The sequence below is a fragment of the Brevibacterium zhoupengii genome (genome assembly GCF_021117425.1).
Taxonomy (GTDB): domain Bacteria; phylum Actinomycetota; class Actinomycetes; order Actinomycetales; family Brevibacteriaceae; genus Brevibacterium; species Brevibacterium zhoupengii.
Genome location: NZ_CP088298.1, coordinates 2033965 through 2054781, shown reverse-complemented (window position 1 = coordinate 2054781; position 20817 = coordinate 2033965). Strand labels below are relative to the sequence as shown.

The 20817-nt window shown below is 61.7% G+C and carries 14 protein-coding genes; 7 read left to right on the top strand and 7 right to left on the bottom strand.

Features of this window, described 5'->3' with window-relative positions:
- Positions 1-9: 9 nt before the first annotated feature.
- Genes LQ788_RS09325 through LQ788_RS09315 form a run of 3 tightly spaced genes read left to right on the top strand, consistent with a single transcriptional unit; the run spans position 10 to position 1658 of the window.
- Complete coding sequence (locus LQ788_RS09325) at positions 10-300, top strand: hypothetical protein (protein WP_231447052.1); 291 nt, start codon at positions 10-12, stop codon at positions 298-300.
- On the top strand, positions 284-601 hold the full coding sequence (locus LQ788_RS09320; RefSeq protein WP_231447051.1) for an MGMT family protein: 318 nt from the start codon (positions 284-286) through the stop codon (positions 599-601). The genes LQ788_RS09325 and LQ788_RS09320 overlap by 17 nt, the downstream gene beginning before the upstream one ends.
- A 31-nt stretch (positions 602-632) precedes the next feature.
- Entirely contained in the window at positions 633-1658 is a 1026-nt protein-coding gene (locus LQ788_RS09315; protein WP_231447048.1) for an ABC transporter substrate-binding protein, read from the top strand.
- 80 nt (positions 1659-1738) lie between these two features.
- On the opposite strand, the gene LQ788_RS09310 is transcribed toward LQ788_RS09315, so the two are convergent.
- Together LQ788_RS09310 and LQ788_RS09305 are read right to left on the bottom strand one after the other, a co-directional pair.
- The gene (locus LQ788_RS09310) at positions 1739-4720 is read right to left on the bottom strand and encodes a UPF0182 family membrane protein (protein WP_231447383.1); all 2982 of its coding nucleotides are present in this window, start codon (positions 4718-4720) and stop codon (positions 1739-1741) included.
- Between the two features lie 32 nt (positions 4721-4752).
- Complete coding sequence (locus LQ788_RS09305) at positions 4753-5895, bottom strand: YlbL family protein (protein WP_231447046.1); 1143 nt, start codon at positions 5893-5895, stop codon at positions 4753-4755.
- A 171-nt stretch (positions 5896-6066) separates the two neighbouring features.
- Here LQ788_RS09305 and LQ788_RS09300 point away from each other — a divergent pair, with 171 nt between their 5' ends.
- Both LQ788_RS09300 and LQ788_RS09295 read left to right on the top strand, forming a co-directional pair.
- The gene (locus tag LQ788_RS09300) at positions 6067-7512 is read left to right on the top strand and encodes a zinc-dependent metalloprotease (RefSeq protein ID WP_231447044.1); all 1446 of its coding nucleotides are present in this window, start codon (positions 6067-6069) and stop codon (positions 7510-7512) included.
- Complete coding sequence (locus LQ788_RS09295) at positions 7513-8088, top strand: NUDIX hydrolase (RefSeq protein ID WP_231447042.1); 576 nt, start codon at positions 7513-7515, stop codon at positions 8086-8088.
- Here the strand turns inward: LQ788_RS09295 and LQ788_RS09290 are convergent.
- Complete coding sequence (locus tag LQ788_RS09290; protein ID WP_231447040.1) at positions 8066-8623, bottom strand: M48 metallopeptidase family protein; 558 nt, start codon at positions 8621-8623, stop codon at positions 8066-8068. The genes LQ788_RS09295 and LQ788_RS09290 overlap by 23 nt on opposite strands.
- Positions 8624-9139: 516 nt before the next feature.
- On the opposite strand from LQ788_RS09290, the gene LQ788_RS09285 reads away from it, so the two are divergent.
- Positions 9140-10042 carry a hypothetical protein gene (locus tag LQ788_RS09285; protein ID WP_231447038.1) on the top strand — a complete coding sequence of 301 codons (903 nt, stop codon included), beginning with the start codon at positions 9140-9142 and terminating at the stop codon, positions 10040-10042.
- Here LQ788_RS09285 and LQ788_RS09280 read toward each other — a convergent pair.
- A complete protein-coding gene (locus LQ788_RS09280; RefSeq protein ID WP_231447036.1) occupies positions 10019-12058 on the bottom strand; it encodes an ATP-dependent DNA helicase UvrD2 in 2040 nt (679 codons plus the stop codon). The genes LQ788_RS09285 and LQ788_RS09280 overlap by 24 nt on opposite strands.
- The gene (nudC, locus tag LQ788_RS09275; protein WP_231447034.1) at positions 12055-13032 is read right to left on the bottom strand and encodes an NAD(+) diphosphatase; all 978 of its coding nucleotides are present in this window, start codon (positions 13030-13032) and stop codon (positions 12055-12057) included. Before nudC ends, LQ788_RS09280 begins: the two co-directional genes overlap by 4 nt.
- A gap of 105 nt (positions 13033-13137) precedes the next feature.
- On the opposite strand from nudC, the gene LQ788_RS09270 reads away from it, so the two are divergent.
- On the top strand, positions 13138-14196 hold the full coding sequence (locus LQ788_RS09270; protein WP_231447033.1) for a protein kinase family protein: 1059 nt from the start codon (positions 13138-13140) through the stop codon (positions 14194-14196).
- 72 nt (positions 14197-14268) lie between these two features.
- On the opposite strand, the gene LQ788_RS09265 is transcribed toward LQ788_RS09270, so the two are convergent.
- Positions 14269-17454, bottom strand: a complete 3186-nt coding sequence (locus LQ788_RS09265; RefSeq protein WP_231447031.1) for an ATP-dependent helicase — start codon at positions 17452-17454, stop codon at positions 14269-14271.
- Positions 17454-20723, bottom strand: a complete 3270-nt coding sequence (locus LQ788_RS09260; RefSeq protein WP_231447029.1) for a PD-(D/E)XK nuclease family protein — start codon at positions 20721-20723, stop codon at positions 17454-17456. The genes LQ788_RS09265 and LQ788_RS09260 overlap by 1 nt, the downstream gene beginning before the upstream one ends.
- Positions 20724-20817: the final 94 nt, after the last annotated feature.

Sequence of the window (20817 nt, the reverse complement as noted above, 5' to 3'; positions counted from 1 at the left end):
AGGCAGATCATGGGCGCTGAGACAATTGAGCTGGAGCGGCTGAGCACAGGGGAATTCCTGGTCCATGTCGGCTCAGGACAGGGCGGCTGCGAGTTCGTCCTGGCCCTTTCTGATGCCGAGGAAACCAGTGATGGCGTACTCGCCGACGATGAGGCCACCGCCCATGCGACGACCAGATTCCTGCTGGCACACCAAAGTGCTGGGGATCTGCCCGAGCGTTTAGACATCACCGACATCACCGCTGCCTACGACGGCGCCATCGATGCCATCAGCCGGTTTGGCAATGAGCAACCCGACTGAGACTTCGGTCGCGAAGCAACAAGGTATCCTCGACGCCGCGGCCGAGGCCGTGAGATCGGTGCCTGCTGGATCCGTGGCAACATACGGAGACATCGCGGCCATCATCAACGCCGGTCCCCGCCAGGCTGGACGCCTCGTAGGTCAGATCGCTGACACGGCGCCGTGGTGGCGCATCGTCTATGCCGACGGCACACCGAGCACCTGCCACGCCGGCACCGCGGGAGATCTGCTGCGGCAGGAGGGAATCGAATTCCTCGGACAACGGGTGAATATGTCCGTCCAACGCATCACACGTGACTGAGCGGAGCCGTAGGCAAGGTTATGCTTACCTTATGAACTCTTCTTCTCGCAGCACATTAGCCATTGCTGCTACCGCGCTGTCCTTCCTCCTACTCACCAGCGCCTGCACATCCGGCACAGACAATGATAGGGATGAGAGCACTGGCAAGAAGGACGTCGCCACCGGCGGCAAAGCCTTCGCCACAGCCGATAAAGAGACCGCTGAACTCGGCAGCGATGCCGAACCCGGGGTCTTTCCTCGCACGGTCAAACATGCCAATGGGACCACTGAGATTGCAGAGCGGCCCAAGCGCGTCGTCGTCCTCGACACCGGCGAACTCGACGATGTCCTCGCTTTGGGCATCACGCCCGTCGGCATGGTCACAACTGAGGGAGCAAACGCAGTGCCTTCCTACCTTGCCGATCAGGTCGAAGGAGTCGACACAGTGGGAACGATCAACGAACTCGATCTCGAAGCAATCGCGACGCTCGAACCGGACCTGATTCTTGGCAGCCAGCTGCGTGCTGACACTCTCCATGACGAGCTCGAATCCATCGCCCCCACCGTGTTTTCGATTCGCCCGGGCTTCCCGTGGAAGGAGAACTTCATACTTGTCGGCGAAGCACTGGGTATGGAAGATGAAGCAACAGACGTACTCAACGACTATGCGAAGGCCACTGATGAGCTCGACGACTCGGTCGATGGCAACCCGACGATCTCACTCGTGCGCTTCATGCCCGAGAGACTGCGGCTCTACGGCAACAAATCTCTGATCGGTGTCATCCTCGACGACGCCGGACTCGCTCGCCCTGAATCACAGGACATCGATGAGCTCGCGGTCGAGATTTCTCCGGAGAACCTTGACCAAGCTGGAGGGGACTATGTCTTCTACACCAGCTATGGCGATCCTGAGGCCACCGGTGAGACCACAGCACTGTCCGGCAGCCAGTGGGCGGGACTGCCAGCAGTCAAGGACGACAGAGCCATCCGTGTCGAAGACGACGTGTGGTTCCTCGGGTTGGGACCCATCGGAGCCGAGCAGATCGTCGACGATCTTGATGAGTATCTGACAAACTGACCGACGACACATGAGTCAGGCCCCTGGGATCCGATCGGATCGCAGGGGCCTGACTCATTCAGTGTCGACCGTGCCCGGCGTCAGTTGCCTCCGCCTTCATCAGCCGGAGCACTGGCTGGAGCAGACGCCCCATCCTTCGAACCATCCTCGGCGAGTGAAGGATCGGCTGCTACCGCATCTTCAATCGCATTCTTCAGTCGGTCCTGGGCCTTACCGTACTTCTCGAAGTCACCCTCCTTGAGGGCTGCGTCGGAATCCTCCATTGCCTTCTTGGCTTCTTGCAGCGCCTCGTTGAGGTTCTGGTCATTCTTCGGCGCCGCGGCGGAGTCGCCTCCGCTGCTGGACCCACCGGATTCGCCTGCAGCACCGCTGTCCTCGGTCCCTGCGTCACCGGCCTTGGCGCCGGAATCGCCGCCGAAGACCTGGTCGAGAGCTTCGTCAAGGGTCGGAGCGAATCCAATGTCCTCGCCGAAGGCCACCAGCACGTGCTGAAGCAGCGGGTAGGACGTATCGCCGGCGGACCGGACGTAGACGGGCTGAACGTAGAGCAGACCGCCGCCGACGGGCAGAGTCAGCAGGTTGCCGTTCTGCACCTCAGACTCACCCTGACGCAGCAGGTTGAGGCTGCGCTGCACATCTGGAGCAGTATTGAAGTTGTTCTGTGCCTGGCCGGGGCCGGGCACCGTCGTGTTACGCGGCAGCTGCAGAAGCCTCAACTTGCCGTAGCCCTCTGCCACCTCGCCCTTGGTCTTGCCGGCATCAGCATCTGCTGACAGGAAGCCGGTCAGGTTGTTCCGGGCCTGTCCTTCGGAAGATCGTGCCGGAATATAGGAGCTTGTGAGGGAGAACGACGGATTCTTCTGCCCCGGCATCTGCAGGGTCATGTAGAACGGTGGTTGAGTCAGGCCGCTGTTAGCCTGCTTCGTCGGATCCGTCGGCAAAGTCCAGAAGTCCTGGCCGGTGTAGAACTCGCTGGCCGAGGTCACATGGTACTTCGTGAGCAGGTCGCGCTGAACCTTGAATAGATCCTCCGGATAACGCACGTGGCTCATCAGGTCGCCCGACATTTCGGACGACGGTTTGATGAGGTCAGGGAAGATCTTCATCCACGTCTTGAGCACGGGATCTTCCTTGTCCCACTGGAACATGTCAACCGAGCCGTCGTAGGCATCGACCGTGATCTTGACCGAGTTCCGGATGTAGTTGACCTCTTCATCCGGAAGTGTGGCCACAGCATTGGGTGCGGTCGCCGTCACCGAGTCCTCTGTCGCCTCCTGCAGAGGCTGAGGAGTCGAATACGGGTAGTCCTTTGCAGTCGTATAGCCATCAAGGATCCACTTGATCTTGCCATCGACGACAGCCGGATAGGGGTCGCCGTCGATCTTGAGGAACGGTGCCAACTTCTGCACGCGCTCACGTGGGTGGCGCTCGTAGAGGATCTGAGAATTCTCGTTGACAGCGTCAGAGAGCAGGATCTGCTCATCCTGATACTTGAGTGCATAGGCGAGTCGGTTGAAGAGTCCTCCCACAGATGGGCCACCGTCGCCGGTGAACGTGTTGTTCACCTGGCCCGAGCCGCTGTCCTCATCGGAGGGGTAGTCGAGCTCGCGAGGAGTCGCGTCTTTCGCACCGCCGACGATCGAGTAGTCCGGTGAGCTCTCACCGAAGTACACACGAGGCTCGTAGTCGGGGAACTCCCCCTTAGGCGGGATATCGGATTCCATGAACAACGGCTCACCATCAGGACTGCGCTGGTTGCCGTTGGCAGCAACGACTCCGAAGCCATGGGTGTAGACGATCGCGCGGTTGTACCAGCTCTGGTTGTTCACCGAGTCCGGAGCAAGCTCGCGCACCGCGATGACTGTATCGCGCATATCGCCGTCGATCTCGTAGCGGTCGACGTCGAGCTGCTCAGGGAAGGAGTAGTAGGGCCTGACCTGCTGCAGCTGGCGGAACGTGTCCGAAACCAGGTTGGGGTCCAGCAGGCGAATCGAGGCAGCAGTCTCAGCGTCTGCTCGCAATGCGCCCTTCTCACCAGTCGTGCTCGGTTCATAGGGAGTCACGTCGATGTCTTCGAAATCGAAGCCGTCACGGGTCGCATCGATGTTGTGCTGAATGTATTCCGATTCCAGGCTCTGCTGGGACGGACTGACCTGGAACTGCTGAACCATGGCGGGGTAGGCGATGATCGAGATACCGCCGAGGACGATGAGCGTGGCAGTCGCAATGAGCGAGATGCGCCAGTTGCCCCTCCACGCGGTGTAGACGAACAGGAACGCCACGAGCACCGCTGCGATAGCGACGATGGCCATGGCCGGAAGAGCCGCCCTGTCGTCGGTGTAGGTCACACCGGGAACAATGCCACTGGTGCCTGTCAGCCGTTCGTAGCGGGCAAGCCACAGTCGACCTGCCTGCACGAGGACCAGGGCGGCGACTGTGATTCCCAACTGCCACTGGGCGGTCTTCGTGAGGATGACCCCCTTCTGCTCGCCCGGCCGAATGCCGCCGAAGAGATAATGTCCCACGAGAGCAGCGATGAGAGAGAGCAGGATTGCCATCCCCACCTGGTCGCCGATGAGGCGGAGGCCCGGCAGAACGAAGACGAAGAAGGACTTGTCCATCCCGAACTGGGCGTCCTGCGACCCGAAGGACGTCGAATTCATCCACTGCAGGACGGTGTTCCAATGCGCCGAGGCGGTGATTCCGCTGAGCACACCGACGACCGCTGGGATCGCGAACGTCGCAACCTTGCGCAGCGGTTCGATCGCTTCACGGTACCGGTCGAGGTTCTCCTGTCGCGGAGTCGTCGGAGCATATACCGGACGATTGCGGAAGGCCAGATGCAGGCTCAGCCATACGGGGACGGCCATGACGACGAACCCAGCCAGGAAGGTCAGTCCGCGGGTGAACCACATAGTGCGGAACACCTGAGAGGCGTCAATCTGCTTGAACCACAGGATTTCGGTGTACACCTGTGTGAACGAGATGAAGGCGACGAGCAGAATCGCCACTGACACGAGTGTGAGTAGCAATGGCGAACGTCTGGGCCGGTTCGTCGGCATTCGTGCGGAGGTGGGTGAGGACGGAGAGCTCACTACTGCCCTTTCTCATTGTTGTTGTCGGCGCCGCCGGCTGAACACTTCCTGAGGTCAGAGGTGTCTCCGGCTGCGTACTGCTCCACGGCGTTCTGCGCGTCATCGAGGGTGTCGATGCGTGCCACCGTGATTTTGGACTGATCGGCAGCTTGGATGACCTCCGCACAGTTGTCTGCGGGCGAAAGGAAGAGCTTCGCCCCCTGTGCAGTCGAGGCTGCTACCTTCTGTCGGGCACCGCCGATGGGCCCCACTTTTCCTGCAGGATCGATTTCCCCGGTTCCTGCCACGTGCTTTCCACCGGTCATGGCACCGGGGGTGAGTTCGTCGACGATCGCCAAGGCGAACATGGTGCCGGCGGAGGGACCGCCGATACCTTCGACGTTGAATGCCACGTCGACGGGGAACTCGAAGTCCTGCTTCATGCTGATGCCGATGGCTTTGCGCCCGTCGATCGTGTCCGGCTTCAACTCGACGTCGACTTCTTTGTCTCCGCGTTCGACGACAACGTCCACGGATTCGGAAGCCTGCACCGTCTCACTCATGATCTGCGCTGCTGCCGGGTCGGAGTCCAGTTTCTTCCCATTGACGGATATGAGGCGATCACCCTTGCGCAGCTCCGCCTCGGCGGGTGAGTCTGGAACCACGTCGCCGACGAGGAGATGAACCTTGTACGGTTTGTCGAGTTGTCCCATCGCTGCGGCCACGGCCACATCCTGGCTGGAGGACATCTCAACAGCGTTCGAAGCGGTCACGTCCTCCCGAGTCGTATCAAGAGGATAGTAGGCCTCAGTGGGAATGACGGTCTCTTTGCCGTGGAGCAGTGCTCCCAGCGCCTGCGAAGCATAGGTGTCACGTCCCGGGCCACCGCTCACGGCCACGGTGAGCATGTCTATACGACCGTCGGTCGGGTAGGTCTTCGCGCCGGAGACATCGATCATGGGTTTGCCCTGATAGTCACCGAGAGTGTTGAACACGGGTCCGGGCAGCTGCAACATGTATGGAACAGGCAGTAAAACTGCAAGTGCGATGAGGATATATGTCATGACCCCTGAAGTCGTGGTCAGACGTGGAGCGCGTCGTCGAGTTTCGCCACGCATCGGTGCTGCGGGCACCGGCACGGCCCGAGGGGCATTAGCTGTCATGTGTTCCTTTCGCTGCACCGCCCCACCAGTCTAGTTGAAACCTGACTGTGAGTTTCACAGACTCCTTTCGCCCGGTGCGAACATCCTCCGAAACCTCCCGGAATTGGGAAGCTTCCCACATCCGGAACCGTTAACGTAGAAGACAAACCGATTCTTGGGGGCATTGAGAAAATGAGCGACGACAACAACAACGAGCAGAATCCGTTCGAACAGATCTTCGGAATGCTCTTCGGAGCGAACGGTCCCGGCTCCGGTCAGGGCGATGACAAGAACGGAAATACGGGGCCGCAGGGCTTTCAGATCGATCCGGCGATGATGTCCACCATCATGAACCAGATGCAGGGTCTCTTCGGGCAGGGTGCTGATCCCCAGGCCCAGGCGACGTCGATCGCTCAGAAGTCGGTTCCAACCCCGGATCCTGCCGTAGGAGACGAATCGGTGAAGGCGACGACCGACGCCTTCCGACTTGCTGAGCTGTGGCTGGCCGAAGCGACAGAGTTCTCCGTGGCCAATCGCACGGCTCGAACTGTCACCCGCGCGGAGTGGGTGAGCGAGACGATGCCCGGATGGCAGAAGTTCGTGCTCCCGATCAAAGCGAACATGTCCTCTGCCCTGACAGAGACCCTTGAGACTCAGGTACCGGCGGAGATGAAGGGCATCCTCGCGGGTGCCTCGTCGATGTTCGGTTCGATGAGTGACTCGATGTTCGCGATGCAGATCGGTCAGGCTGTGGGCGCACTGTCGGAGAGCGTTCTCACCGGCACCGAGGTGGGTCTGCCGCTCCTGCCGCATGACGCTGCGGTCCTCGTCGAGACCAATGTGGAGAAGTTCGCCTCGGAGATCGATGTGGATGCCTCGGAAGTCCGGATCTACCTCGCTGCCCAAGAGCTTGCGCATCTTGCGCTGTTCGAGCGTGCCCCTTGGCTGAGCGCCCAGGTCGAGACCGCATTGACCCGCTATGCGCAGGGCCTCAAGGTCGACACTTCGCAGATCGAAGACATGGCGACCCAGATCGATCCGTCTAACATCTCCGATCTCAGCGACAACATTCGCCAGGGCCTGTTCAACCCTCCGACCACTGAGGATCAGAAGAAGGCTCTGACGAACCTGGAGAACCTCCTTGCCGTCATCGCAGGATGGGTCGATGTGGTCGTCTATTCGGCATGTGCGCATCTGCCCGGACGCGATCAGATCCGAGAGGCGCTTCGCCGCCGCCGGGCTACTGCAGGTCCGGCCGAGAAGACTTTCTCGACCCTGGTGGGCCTGGAGTTCAACCCACGGCGCCTGCGCGATGCTGCGGCGCTGTTCGGATACCTCGAGACTCAGGGCGGCACCGAGGCCAGAGACAAGGTGTTCTCACACCCCGACCTTCTGCCGACGACGCAGGACCTCGATGACCCCCTGGGATACTCGGAGCGTCGTCACGCCGAATGGACCAGCGAATCGACACTCGACGAGGCACTGAGCCGCATTCTCGCCGAGGGAATCGAAGGAACTGAGACCACCGATTCCAACACCGATTCCACATCCGACTCGAGCTCCGATTCCGACTCGGAATCCGACAACGATGAAGACACAGATGACAGCGACGGCACCGGCGGCCGCAGCGAGAACTGAATGATTCGTCTCGATACCGCCCGCGCCGAGGTCGGGGCGACGTCGGCGTCGGCGTCGACCGGCTTCAGGCCCGACTTCGAGTATTTGTTCTCTACCGTCGGCGATGCCGCGCTGCGACGAGAGGCAGGCGGCGAACATATCACCGCCAGTTGTGTCGTCGTCGATCCCGACACCGAGTCCGTGCTCCTCAACCACCACCGCAAGGCAGACCTTTGGGGCCAATTCGGCGGGCATCTCGAGGCCGAGGATGACAGCCTGTGTTCGGCCGCACACAGGGAAGCCATGGAAGAGAGCGGACTGAGCCAACTGTCCTGGTTCTCCCCTGCCCCGATCGACCTTCACGTCCATGACCTCTCGGCCTCGTTCGGTGCGTGTGAACGACACTTCGATGTGGTGTTCGCCGCATTCGCCTCCGTGGACCAGGCCCCAACAGTCTCGGAGGAGTCTCTGGCTGTGAAGTGGTTCCCGCTGACTGCCCTGCCGCCCTCACTCATGCCTGATCTCGTCGTACGCCTGCCGAAGCTCTATCGGGCGGCTGTGGAGTCGCAGCGAGTCAGCGACCTCCATCGCGGCTGAACCGCTCCCCCGCACTGAAACCTTCAAGGTAGTGCTTCGCATCCGCCTGTCTCGGGTGCCTGTCGGCCAGTTCGTGGAAGGCTTTGGAGTGAGGTCCGATCTGCAGATGAGCGAGCTCATGGACGATGACCGTCTCCAAGACCCAACGCGGCACCGCCTGCAGTCGGTGAGAGACCCTGATGTCACCTGATGAGGTCGTTGTGGATGCCCAGCGGCTGATGTTCTGGTTAGTCACCCACCTGATCGACTGAGGACGCAGTCGGCCACCGAAGTACCGTCGGCTCATCTCATCTGCCAAGCCGACGAGATCCTCCGCCGATGAATGGTCCCTGGCCGCCAGTCGATTGAACAGATCGGTCAACGACCGGATGTTGTGTTCCACGCTGTATCTCACCGGCGTGCTGAGCACATACGTCCCCAATTCCTTTGAGACCGAGATGGTCTTCTTCCGCCGTGCCGAACGGCGCACTTCGATCTCGCCGCGGGCGATCGCCCGCAGTACGTCCTCTTCGGTCCATCGCTGTTGAGTCGCCACCCACCCATCATAGGAAATTCGACGAACGCGGAATCGACTGTCTCTCCTTGTGAGTTTGCTGAGTATCGACTTTCGCACCCACCCGACGGGCTGTCCACAGGACGAATTGCCGGTTATGAGCTCGAGTAGCGGAAGTGACCTACTCTTTCACTCCCCTCTGAGGTCATCTCGCAATCATTCAAGGTACCTTTTCTCCACAACTCACGCCGACATATCCACAGGTTATCCACACGCTGTTGACTTGCCTGTGTATGAACCGACATTGACGGGGAGGCAAATGAAGAATAGGTTCTATGATTGACCCCGGAAAACCCGGAGATGCGTGCGGAAGGGGAAGCTGCACGAGTCTCCGCGAGCGCCTGGGGCTCAAAGCGGTTGAGGGCACGTCGGAATGCATTTTCCGGCCTGCCCTCAACTGTTTTCCACAGCCTTTTCCACAGACTGGCCTCGGCTCTGGCGCACACTCTCCATCTTCACTACTGTGGAAGTCCGAGACATCCGATGCGAGGTGGAGACATGTTCCGGATTTTTCCCAGTGTGCCGATCACGTGGCGGTCGTCATCGTGTGTGCAGTTCGGTGTCGATGATCCCGTTCTCATCGATGGTCTTCTGCCGGCAGATGTCGCTCTCATTGAGGAATTGCGCATGGGCGTCGGTTCGGCACAGTACTACTCTCGCGCACAGGATCTCGGTGCCGACCTAGGGCGCGCGAGTTCCCTGATCACATTGCTCGACGAAGCGGGCGTCATGGTTCCCGACGATTCCGATGCCGCTATGGTGACGAAGAGCTCATCTCTGCTGGCGACCGCGCAGATATTCACTCTCTCACCCGATCGTGTGTCGAAGCTCCTCAGTGAGTCGCCCGTCGTGGTTATGGGCCCGCTGAGAACCATCACCGAACAGTATCTGTCAGCCTCCGGCTTCGCTATCGCGCCACAACATCACATCGAAGACCTTGATCTGCTCACCTCACCACTGGTGATCACGACCTCCTACCTCGTCCCGGATCTGCACACGGCCACCTGGCTCACGGATCGCGAGGTCCCCCACTGCCAGGTTGTGATCGGGGAATATTCTCTTGAGGTCACCGGTCTCATCCGGCCCGGAGCAACACCGTGCGCCATGTGTGATTGCCTGCGACAGAAGGACGCCGATGACTCCTGGCTGGACCAGTACCCCCGCATCCGTGCTCTGCCCGATCGAGAGAACCTCAGCGACCCTCTGTCACGAGCCCTCGGCGGACTTAACGCTGTGCAGGTTCTCCGGCGTTCTCTGCTGCGCCCTGGCGCCGACCCGGTACGCAGAAGGGTTTCACTGGCCACAGGCATCGGGACCGAAGAGACACTGGCCTTCCACCCGCGATGCCAGTGCCGCGTTCCAGTTCCGCACTTTGATCTAATCGACGAGCAGGCTCAGTAGCCCTGCCCCATAGAGCTCGAGCTTGGTCGCGCCCACTCCTGGAATGCGTGCCAACGAAGCCATGTCCTGAGGCTTGATCTCTGCGATCGCCGAAATGGAAGTGTCGGTGAGAACAAGATATGGAGGTAGTCCCTGTTCCAAACCGACACGTGCCCGCCACCGTCGCAGACGGTCAAGGACCTCGAGGTCGAGGTCGGCCGGGCAGTTCGCACACCGTGACAGCGCGCGATCGACCTGGGACACGAGCACCTTGCCGCACGATCTGCAGCGGTTCACCGCCACAGAGGTCGCCGTCCGCCGGCCTTGCCCCATGGTCTGGTCGACGCGGCCGAGTTCGCTGAGGAATCGAGACGGCTTGCGTGGACGCTGTTTGGAGTCATGGCGTGACAGTGACCAGCTCATGCTCAGGTCTGAACCTGCACGAGTCAGCGCTACATAGAACAGACGCCGCTCCTCAGCGATAGCGCGCGGCGTCTGCGCGTAGCTGATGGGCAGCAGACCCTCACTGAGTCCGACTAGGTGCACACTGTGCCATTCAAGGCCCTTAGCCGAGTGGAACGAGGCCAGGGTGACGCCTTCGATATCGGGAGCGAACTGGTGTTCGGCTCGATCGCTGAGATCAGCAAGGAACGTCTCCAGCGGCACAGGCAGTTCAGATCCCTCCTGGTGCGTCTCCGCCAAGTCAACCAAGGCTTTCAGGGACTCCCATTTCTGTCGGCTGGCCCCGGCGGCCGGCGGCTTGGTCGAATATCCCAGGGAGATCAGAACTTCGGCGACGACTTCCGGCAGGGGCCGCCCGCTCGACGTGGCCCGGGCAGCCTTGAGCATGAGAATCGCTTCTTTGACCTCCTTGCGGGCGAAGTACCTCTCTCCCCCTCGCAGAACATAGGGAATCCCGGCCGTGGCCAGAGCCTGCTCGTAGGCGGGACTTTGACCATTCGTGCGAAACAGCACAGCGATGCTTCGAGGCCGCCGTCCGGCATTGATCTCGGCGGAGATAGCCCTGACGACACCCGCGGCTTCGGCATCGTCGGTCGGGTACTCAGTCATTGCTGGCTGCCGGCCGTCTGGATTGTCGGTACGCAGCGTCAGCGCAGTCCGGGAGGTGTGCCGAAGCAGGTTGTTCGCCGTGGACACAATCGCCTTCGACGAACGATAGTTGCGGACCAGCTGGATCGTCGTCGACGTCGGAAGTGAGGAATCGAGCGTGCCCAACAGCGAGGAGTCAGCACCGGCAAACGAATAGATCGTCTGGGCCGGATCCCCGACGACACAAAGATTGTCGCGTGGCCCCAGCCAGCGTGAGAGCACATCGTATTGGAGTGGAGAGACGTCCTGGAATTCGTCGACGACGAAGTGTCGGTACTGATCGCGGATGTCTGCTGCGATGGCGGGATATTCCGCCAGCACCCCGTTGAGAACGAGCAGCACGTCTTCGAAATCCATGAGTCGGCCACGCGTCTTCGCTTCGCTGTAGGCCTCGAAGATACGCACCATGTCTTCAACACCCAGTTTGCCGGGCAGGTCGCGGCCGGCTGCTTGAGTCGCATAGTCATCGACGCCGAGTAGAGAGGCAGCAGCGAATTCGAGCTCGGAGGCTACATCTCGATTCAGTTCCCGACTGGTCTCGATTCCCATGCTCTGCAGAACGGAGCCGAGGATTCCGGCCTTGTTGTCGATGATCCTGGGGAAATCACCTGTTGCGAATCGATCCCAGAAGAAGCGCAGCTGACGCAGTGCTGCGGAGTGAAAGGTCCGGGCCTGGACAGCGGGAACACCGAGATCGCGCAGGCGCGACCTCATCTCCCCTGCCGCCTTGGCCGTAAAAGTCAGGGCAAGGACGTGGTTGGGAGGAAACACCTCGGTGGCGATTCCGTAGGCGATGCGGTGGGTCATCGCACGGGTCTTACCCGTCCCAGCCCCTGCGAGGACGATCACGGGGGTGGAGAAATGTGTAGCGACTTCTCTCTGCTCCTCGTCGAGAGCATTCAGCAGTGCTGCAGCCTGAGCGTTCAAATGTTGTCCAGCCAGCTGTAGAGGAGCTGTCCGGCGATCGATACGAGTCCGGGGGCACGGACCTTGCCATGGTCGATGGCCGCACGCAGCTCGTCGCGAGTGAACCAGGTCAGAGTGGCGATCTCCGCCTCGTCGGCAGCGAAGTCGAGGCTTGGGGCCTCCGCAGAGAAGCCGAGCATGAGCGAGCACGGGAAGGGCCACGGCTGGGATCCGAGATACCTCGGGTTCTCAACTTCGACGCGCGCCTCTTCGTAGACCTCCCGAATAACTGCGCGTTCCAGCGTCTCACCAGGTTCGACGAACCCCGCCAGCAGAGAGTATCGGTCTGCCTCCCATGCGGCGTTGTTGCCCAGCAGCACTCTTTCGACGCCCTGATCGTCAGTATTGATGATGAGGACGATAACGGCAGGATCTGTACGCGGGAAGTGTTCGCTACCATTATCTGGATCAGTTCTGACCCACCCGCCGAGCGTGGGTTGTGTCGGTCGGCCGGTGCGGGGCGAGAATTGGTGAGTTCGATGCCAATTGCCCAGACCCACGATCTCGCACGCCAGCGAGACTTGAATGTCATCGAGGGACTCAGCCAGCTGACGCAGCGGCAGCCATACGGGTTCAGAGCTGTCAATGCCTTCCCCAGGAGCGGTCAGCAGATCGGTGGCATCGCGGGCGCGTGAGAGGGACAGAGTGGTGTCCAGATCGCTGCGGCCCGCGTCACTGAGAGAGACCCCGATGTACCGGTTCCCGTCGGCATCGCGACCCAGATAGATCTCGGTCTGATTCCCCGGAACAATCCCTGAATCACTGAAGAACAGTCCGCCCGCCGCTACGAGGAGCGACCCCCGATGCTCAAAGACAGGTCTGGCTCCACTGGCCCAGAGTTCACGCAGGTCACCGTCCTGTCCCCGCGAGAGATGGTCACGATCGATTCCATGGCGAGCCAGACTCATCGGCTTCACGGGTGGCAGCGGCTTCATGCCCTCCACGATAACGCAGGGCACTGACGTACAAAGTGCGGGTGCTGACACGCTCAACACCCGAATCCTCGGTCTCCAGCCGTGCCAGACGGTAGATTGGGGAGGGTGAATACCAAGGCGCTCAAGTTGGCAGCTGTCGCGGCAACGATGCTCGAAGACTTTTCTCCGACGGAATGGATTCCTCTGCCGTCGTTGGGACTGGGAATCAGAGTTCTCGTCGACGACGGTCAGCAGCAGTTGGTGGCGACGGCACAGACGGGTCTCGACCGTTCCGCGGACACCGGATCTGCTGCTGAAGCTGGTCGAATCTACGATTCGATGTACCCGCATGCCGGGTTCACCTGGCCCCACCTGCGTGCCATCACCGAGGTTGATGCCGACTACTTCGACACGTCAGCGCCGACCACGGTCACCCTCATCGATCCACTGCCTGGTGCCCCCGTCGGTGATCAGGCAATCGCCGACACTGCGCGCGCGAGTTCCTTGGCGCAGGCTCTCGCCACGCTGCATTCGGCAGCGCCCGAATCGATCTCCGAGGCGGGCTTCCCTGTCGAAGACCCATCCCGTTTCCAGTTTCAGATCCTGGAACGGCTCGATCAGGCAGCAGCCACCGGCCGGGTGCCTGCTGGACTGCTCCAACACTGGGAAGAGGAATTCGAGAAGGTCTCGCTTTGGCGTTTCCTCGCCACGCCCATTCATGGTGCAATCGATGAGACGAGCGTATACACCGATCAGGAGCGGGTGCTCGCGCTGTCAGGAATCGAACGTCTGCGAGTCTCCGATCCGGCCATTGATCTGGCCGCAGCCTCGGCGCTCATTGACCCGGCCGCTGTGCCGACCTTCTTCAGCGAGTACACCAACTCACGGCCCCGTGCAGACGAACACGTGATCACTCGCGCCGAGCTGTTGGCCGAATTCGCTGTTCTCGACTGGCTGCTCGAAGCGGTGGACTCCGGTGACGAGGAGGCGATCCAAGACGCAGGCGAGCTTCTGTCCTCGTTCAACGACGTTCTTTTCTCCCACGACGTTGCGGAGCCGGAAGAGCCGGAAGAGAACTCCCAGTCGGACCCGGGCACAGAGCTGACTTCGGAAGCAGAGGACGTCATCAACGAGGGAACAGCACCGGACGAATCCAGTTCGGCAGATGGCACTCATCGCCCCTGACCTTGTCAGATGACCTGGTCAGACCCTCCGGCTGAGAAGCTGGTCGCCACCCGGTCATCCCTTCCCAGCATTTCAAGCGCGATCGTTGGCCTCCAACCAGGCAATGATCTCGGTTTCCTCCGGCAGGTGGGTGAACCTCACGATGTCGTCGCTGCCGACGAAGTAGAAGGTCCCTGTCACCTCGGTGATTTCGGGATGCACCCGCTGAATGGCAAAACGGTAGAGAGCCAGCTGCCATTTCATCACCTCCAGAGTCTTCTCCTCGGGCAGTTTCGAAGTCTTCCAATCAACGACTTCCGCATGATCGCCGGTAATGAAGACCGCGTCGATCTTGCCCGGGACTCTGAACCTCCCAAGGACGAGTTCGAACGACATTTCGATGTGGTCGGCGTGCCTGCTCGAGAACTCAGAGCCGATGAATGTCTGCTGCAGGCGTTCAATGGTCGCTGTGTCGATGGGCCGGACCTGCTGCTCGTCATCGATGTCGATGCTCGCCTGGCCGAAGTGCTGCTCGACCCACGAGTGAAAGGTGGTGCCGATCTCTGCGGCTCTGCTCGGCGGACCGGGCACGGGTCGCAGCGTCTGCTTCATGAAGTCGTTCGGATCGCGACGCCATGACACGAGCGCGGTGGCTGAGAGCCGATCCGGGACTGCTCCGGTGCCCTCACGTTCCGGACGGCTGCTGATTCGCAGGGCCTGACGCGCATACTGCCCCACAAGGGTGGGCTTCTGGGCGAGTTCGCTGAGTCCTGTCGGTGCGGCACGGCTGACCCATTCGGCGGCACGCCGGGCGGTCGTGACGAGGGCAGTGCGGGGAACGGGCCAGACACTCGTCTCCACACGGTCCTCAGCTGATTCGTCAGCCGGTTCCGGCATGTCGACAGGCAAATTCAGTTCCTCGATCGCTTCCATCAGGAACGGGGATGGCTCGTCGGGGTTGGCTCGCGCGCCCATCAGCTCTGCCCCCAGCCACAGATGGTGTTTGGCGCGGGTGAACGCCACGTAGGCGAGGCGTCGCTCCTCTTCTTCATGTGCATCGGCGATAGCGGGCTTGATGAACTCGTTGACCCATTCGTCAAGAGCCTTCTTCGTGTCGAAGTCGGCGGTGCGCAGATCGTAGTCCACGAGATGGGCGCGGTCACCACGCAACGGATAGGGCAGAGCCGTCCTCTCCATCCACCCTTCAGGGTCGCGCGGTGAGGTCGGGAAGTCCTTGACAACCAACGATGGAACCGCCACCGCATCGAATTCGAGGCCCTTCGACGCGTGGACAGTCATGATGTCGATGGCCTCGGCCGCAGAGTTCGGCTCGGCCACGCTGAGTGCGTCCTTCTCTTCCATCAGACTCAGCCACTCGAGGAAGCCAGGCACCGATGGCTGGTCATCAGCCGCCGCATACTGGCTCGCAGCAGAGAGGAACGAATCGATGGCCGAACGATGGAGGTTGCGCAGCGAATCGCTCAGGCCCCAGATATCGGTGTCGACTCCTGTCTCGGTCATCGCGGTGCGAATGATCGAGGCGATGGTACCCGAACCTGACCGCACGTGACGCAGAGCCTGAGCCAACCTGACGAGACGCTTCAGAGCAAGCTCGCTCAGCCCCGAGCTGCGGAAGTTGCTCACCATCGCCCGTGCACCGGGGAACTTCGCTGAACCCGAAAGTGCTTCGAAGAGATCGACGAGCTCATCGAGGCCCTCGACGATCGTCGGCTGGTCGATGTTCTCCGGAACGACTCCGGAACTCTCGGGGTCCTCGCCCAGGAATTCGGTGACTCGCGAATCGTTCTGTCGTCTGGTGAACGATTGCAGCGCTGCGATGTCCGTGGCGCCAAGGCCCAATAGTCGACCGCTGATCAAGCGCATGAGACTGTCCCCGGCCATCGGATCGACCGCTGCAGTGAGCACGGCCCGCAGGTCGGCGACGAAGGGATCGCTGAGGAGGCCGGAGGAACCATGCACGTGCACGGCGTAGCCGGCAGTCTCCAGAGCTGCGGCCACCGGCGCGAAATGTGCCCGTTTGCGGCACAGCACCGCTGTCGACGATCCTTCGGGAAGGCTGGCTACCCATTCGGTCAATGATCGCAGTCCCACAGTGAGGAAATCGGGATCATGTGCACCAGAGCTGATGTCGATGGTCACGTCTCCCTCGCCGGCTCCGGGGCGAGCGGACAGCGGTGTCTCCCGACTGCCCGCCAACCCGTTCGCGGTGCGGTTGGCGACGGTGAGGATTCTGTGGTCGTTGCGCCAGCTTGTGCTCAGAGTCAGTGACTCAACGTCGTGGAAGTCTGAGGAGAAGCGGATCATGTTGTCCGCGCTGGCCCCGCGCCAGCCGTAGATGGCTTGTCGCGGGTCGCCCACGGCAGTCACCGCTGTTGAGTGGAACAGGTCGCGCAGGAGCTTCAGCTGTGCAACGGAGGTGTCCTGGAACTCGTCGAGGAGAACGATCTTCCACCGGTGCTGTTCAGCTCGGCGCGCGGCAGGCACCTCGTCGAGGATGCGTTGGGCGAACCTGACTTGGTCTGAAAAATCCATAGCCAGGTTGCGTCGCTTGGCGGCCATGTACTCGTCGGCGAGCTTCGCCGTCTTGATCTTCGCCTCGAGTTTCGCCCGTCGGCCGCTGGGGTCGACGGGTTTGCCTTTGCTCGACACCAGCGCCTGCAGGCACTGGTCGAGGTAGTCGGTGACCTCGTCGACATTGCGTCCGTGATCGTTCATCGCGGCCGCCAGCGCGATGATATCGGCGATCATCGTCTCCCGTGCTTTGTCACCGGGAATGTCCTCTGTGCTCGCTGCGTCGATGATTCCACCGGCGATCGTGTGGGCCGCGGCCTCATCGAGCAGCACGGTTTCGGGTTCGATGCCGATGCTCACACCGTGTTCGCTGACGATCGATGCCGCGTAGGAGTTATAGGTCGACACTGTCGGATTGTCGAGCCCAGGCAACGTCATCTCACTCCCGAGCCCCAGATTGTGTCGGAGCCTGGCCAGCAGCACCCTGATTCTCCCGCCCAGTTCTCCCACGGCCTTGCGGGTGAAGGTGAGGCCAAGGATCTCTTCGGGATCGACGAAGCCGTTGGCCACCAGCCATACGACCCGCTGGGAGATGACGGTCGTCTTACCGGAACCGGCTCCGGCTGTGACCTTCATCGACTGCTGCGGGTCAGCCTCGATGATGATCCTCTGTTCCTCACTCGGCGGAAAGGCCTGGGCAGGATCGGCAGCAGTGAGACGGGCGAGTTGCTCAGCGGAGAAGCGCATCAGGAATCTTCCAACATCTTGGGCCCGATCGCCGGGCAGGAGGTTCGGACAGGGCAGCTCATACATTTCTGGGGTTCGACTCGTGCCGGGAACTCCGCGGCGCGCATCCGACCGGAGACATCGTTGATGAGGTCTCTGGCCCAGCCTGGATCCTCATCGATCTCGAGAGCGGACTGTTCCCTCTTCTTCTGCTTGGTATATCTGAGGAAGACGAGTTCAGCACCGTAGGCCTTGGCATCGAACACCTGATCGTGTCCGATTGTGATCGTGCCGGAGTTGATCGCCTCCTGATAGACCCCGAGCTGGGCGTGGCGTGGCATCTCCTGGCCTGTAGGCGTGTTCTTTCCGGTCTTGAAGTCAACGATCCGGATGCCCTCGGGCGTCCTCTCGACGCGATCGAGGCGCCCCGTGACCTTCCATTCCTGCCCGTTCTCGTCGACGCCGGTGGCGTACACCTGGGCCTCGACACCGATGGGTTCGCCCGGTGAGTCCTTGATGTACTCGCCGAGGCGGTCGGCCATCTTCATGGCCAGAGCGTGCTCGCGGTCTCGTTCCCATTCGGCGTCGAAGTCCAACGTCTTGAACTCTCCGTCGACGAATTCTCGGATCGCTGAGGCGGGCCCGTGTGGGTAGTTCTCTGCAGCAGCGTGGACGATCGTTCCCAGGCTCTGGGCCAGGGAACCGGGCCGGTCACCGCCGTTGCGGGTGAGGAACCACCGCAATGAGCAATCGGTGAAGGATTCGACCTGCGACGGCGAGACCTTCACCAGGTCCTCAGCACCGTAGAGGGGCTGAGAGGAGGTGATGTCTTCGGTCTCACGCCAACGTTCGGGCGGATCGACAGTGGAGCTGGTGGCGGACAGCGCGGCCATCAGCTGCGCCCATTCCTCCACTTCCTCCACGTCCTCGGCAGATGCCTCCTGCTCGGAATCTGCGGCGGCTCTCAGCAGGCGTGCCCGCGTGTGTGCGGCCATCTCAGCCAGCGACAGAGGCAGGAGCTCGTCTTCGTGCGTAATGGCGTATCCGTCGGCCTCCTGCGTGCCCTTCGCAGTTCCGGCGGCGAGGACATCGAAGAACGGAGAAGGATTGCTCTCCGCATCGGAGATCGCGGTGACGATGACGTGTTCTTCGGCACGGGTCAGAGCGGTGTAGAAGAGCTCTCCCTCTTCCCGCAGGTTCGTGCGTTTGGCGTGGGAGTGGTAGCCAGGGTCGGCCGTCACGGTCTCCCCGGTCAGCAGAACGGCGCCGAGGTCGTCGAGGCCCAGGATGCCGCCGCGGATCTTCGGATTCGGCCAAACGCCTTCATTCACCTCGGCGATGATGACGAGCGGGACCCTCAGGTGGGCCAGGGACGACGCCGTTCCGACCTGCACATGGTCGTCCGCGCCTGCCCGGGCGGCCAAGGAATCCTGCGCGATGTCCTGCTCGGCCACAATGCCTGCGAAGGACCGTGCGGTGAACCCACCTCGATCGGAGATCTTCTCTGCCAGAGTGAACAGTCGCAGCACGGAGTCCAGGTGCGCATTCGCCACCGACTCGGGATCTTTCAATGCCTCGGTCTGCCACTTGTCTGCGACACCCGCGGCCTCCCAGATACCCCACAGAGCCTCGTGCGGATCAACCGAGCCCACCTCCGCCGCGACATGGAGCATACGCGAGATCGTGGCGAGTCCCGGAGGAGAAGACTCGTCGATGTCGCTGCGCAGCGCCTGAGCCAGCGAATTCGAGCTCTTCGGAGCGGGGAACTGCTTCCGCACCACCCGTTTGAACCGTCTGATCTGCACAGGATCGAGGCGCACGTAGATGCTGCCGGCCAGGGACAGTGCCTGGGCGGCGATGGATTCGTCATCGTCGAAATCCGGGGTGCGGGCGAGCAGCTCGAGAAGCGGAGCCGTGGCGGGGTCGATGCTCAACGGCTGCATGATATTGGCCGTTGCCACACCAGAGGCGCTCAGCTCATTGGCGACGACGCGGGCAGTGGACGTGTTCCGGCACAGCACTGCCACGTCCGACCATGTGTGGCCGTCTTCGACGTAGTTCGTCACCCGACGGGCCAGGTACCGGTAGCTTGATGCCGCGCCTTCGAACACGTGCGTCTCTACACTGTCCGGGCTGCTCGCAACCGGATCCGGCTCGCCTTTTACCTGCTGTGGCCCGGCGTCCACCTGCTCGATCCCATCGGCCGGCTCGCCGGTGCGTACGGCACCATCGGGGCGCGGCATGTGCCGCAGCCCCCACCTCGTGGTGATCCGGCGGCCGAAGTCATCGCTGACGGCAATGAGTTCGTCGGCAGTATTCTTCACCTCCGGCAGAACCACGGTCGTGAACCGGTCGTCGGAGGCGCTGCGATCGATGATCGAGGCATCGGCTCCGTGGAAGCGCCCGGTGACGGTCTCCGGGCTGCCGAACAATGCCAGTGCGCTCCCGCGTTCACGCAGCTGCTCCAGCAGCCCCCAGCTTGCGGCGGGGAAATCCTGGACCCCGTCGGCCAGCACTACGGTGGGCACCACATCGGGTGCGAAGGTCCACGCCCGGCCCGCGGTCACCTCGGCGGGTTCACGCAGAATTTCGAACGCGGCCCTCGCAAGAACCGTCGCTGAGTCGGTGCCGCCGTAGCCGGGCATGCTCATAATGTCGAGGTATTCGTCGAGGACCTGTGCCACGGCCTCCCACCGGGGATCACGATGATGTTCAAGCACCCGATTAAGAGCGCTGCGACCGAAGTCGAACACGAGCTCGGGTGTCTGTTCCGGTCCAGAGCCGGCAGCCGGAGCCGGAATCCGCACTCCGAAGTCGAACTCCATCACCCTGTTGAGGAAGTCACGAACCTCCGTCCGAAACGCGGAGGTCGATCGCACCTCCGAGGTGATCTCGGCCGGCCAGACGGGCCCACGCCCGTGACCGAGCTCGTGACCGGCAAGGAGATCGGCGAGGAATACGTCCTGATCGGCACCCGAGATGAACTCAAGGTCATCACCGGTATTCGTCGTGTGCGCTGCTCGCGCAATTCCATAGGCGAACGATGAGATGCTGCGCGCAGGTGCCGAGGCCAGCACCGCGTCCTTGGGTACGGCGAGACGGTTGCGCAGCACGTCGGCGTGATCGCGGTTGGGGGTGAGGACCAGCACCGATGTCGGGCTGACTGAAGACATCAGCTGGGCATAGACGGATTCGAGCATCGTCGTCTTGCCGGTGCCGGGTCGGCCCACGACGGTCACCGACTCCCCCGCGAGCAGCTTTGCGCCGATCCCCTCAGTCACTTCATCCATACTCGTATTCCATCACGAGCCACGGACATAGGGGCGAAGTGGTCAAGGTCGCGCGCGTTGGCGGGTCCTCCACGTGGTTTTCGCGTAGCATGAT

Excerpts from the sequence above, each read along its gene's own strand:
- LQ788_RS09325 (WP_231447052.1), top strand. The coding sequence starts at position 10 with ATGGGCGCTGAGACAATTGAGCTGGAGCGGCTGAGCACAGGGGAATTC.
- LQ788_RS09320 (WP_231447051.1), top strand. The coding sequence starts at position 284 with ATGAGCAACCCGACTGAGACTTCGGTCGCGAAGCAACAAGGTATCCTC.
- LQ788_RS09315 (WP_231447048.1), top strand. The coding sequence starts at position 633 with ATGAACTCTTCTTCTCGCAGCACATTAGCCATTGCTGCTACCGCGCTG.
- LQ788_RS09310 (WP_231447383.1), bottom strand. The coding sequence starts at position 4,720 with ATGCCGACGAACCGGCCCAGACGTTCGCCATTGCTACTCACACTCGTG.
- LQ788_RS09305 (WP_231447046.1), bottom strand. The coding sequence starts at position 5,895 with ATGACAGCTAATGCCCCTCGGGCCGTGCCGGTGCCCGCAGCACCGATG.
- LQ788_RS09300 (WP_231447044.1), top strand. The coding sequence starts at position 6,067 with ATGAGCGACGACAACAACAACGAGCAGAATCCGTTCGAACAGATCTTC.
- LQ788_RS09295 (WP_231447042.1), top strand. The coding sequence starts at position 7,513 with ATGATTCGTCTCGATACCGCCCGCGCCGAGGTCGGGGCGACGTCGGCG.
- LQ788_RS09285 (WP_231447038.1), top strand. The coding sequence starts at position 9,140 with ATGTTCCGGATTTTTCCCAGTGTGCCGATCACGTGGCGGTCGTCATCG.
- nudC (WP_231447034.1), bottom strand. The coding sequence starts at position 13,032 with ATGAAGCCGCTGCCACCCGTGAAGCCGATGAGTCTGGCTCGCCATGGA.
- LQ788_RS09265 (WP_231447031.1), bottom strand. The coding sequence starts at position 17,454 with ATGCGCTTCTCCGCTGAGCAACTCGCCCGTCTCACTGCTGCCGATCCT.
- LQ788_RS09260 (WP_231447029.1), bottom strand. The coding sequence starts at position 20,723 with ATGGATGAAGTGACTGAGGGGATCGGCGCAAAGCTGCTCGCGGGGGAG.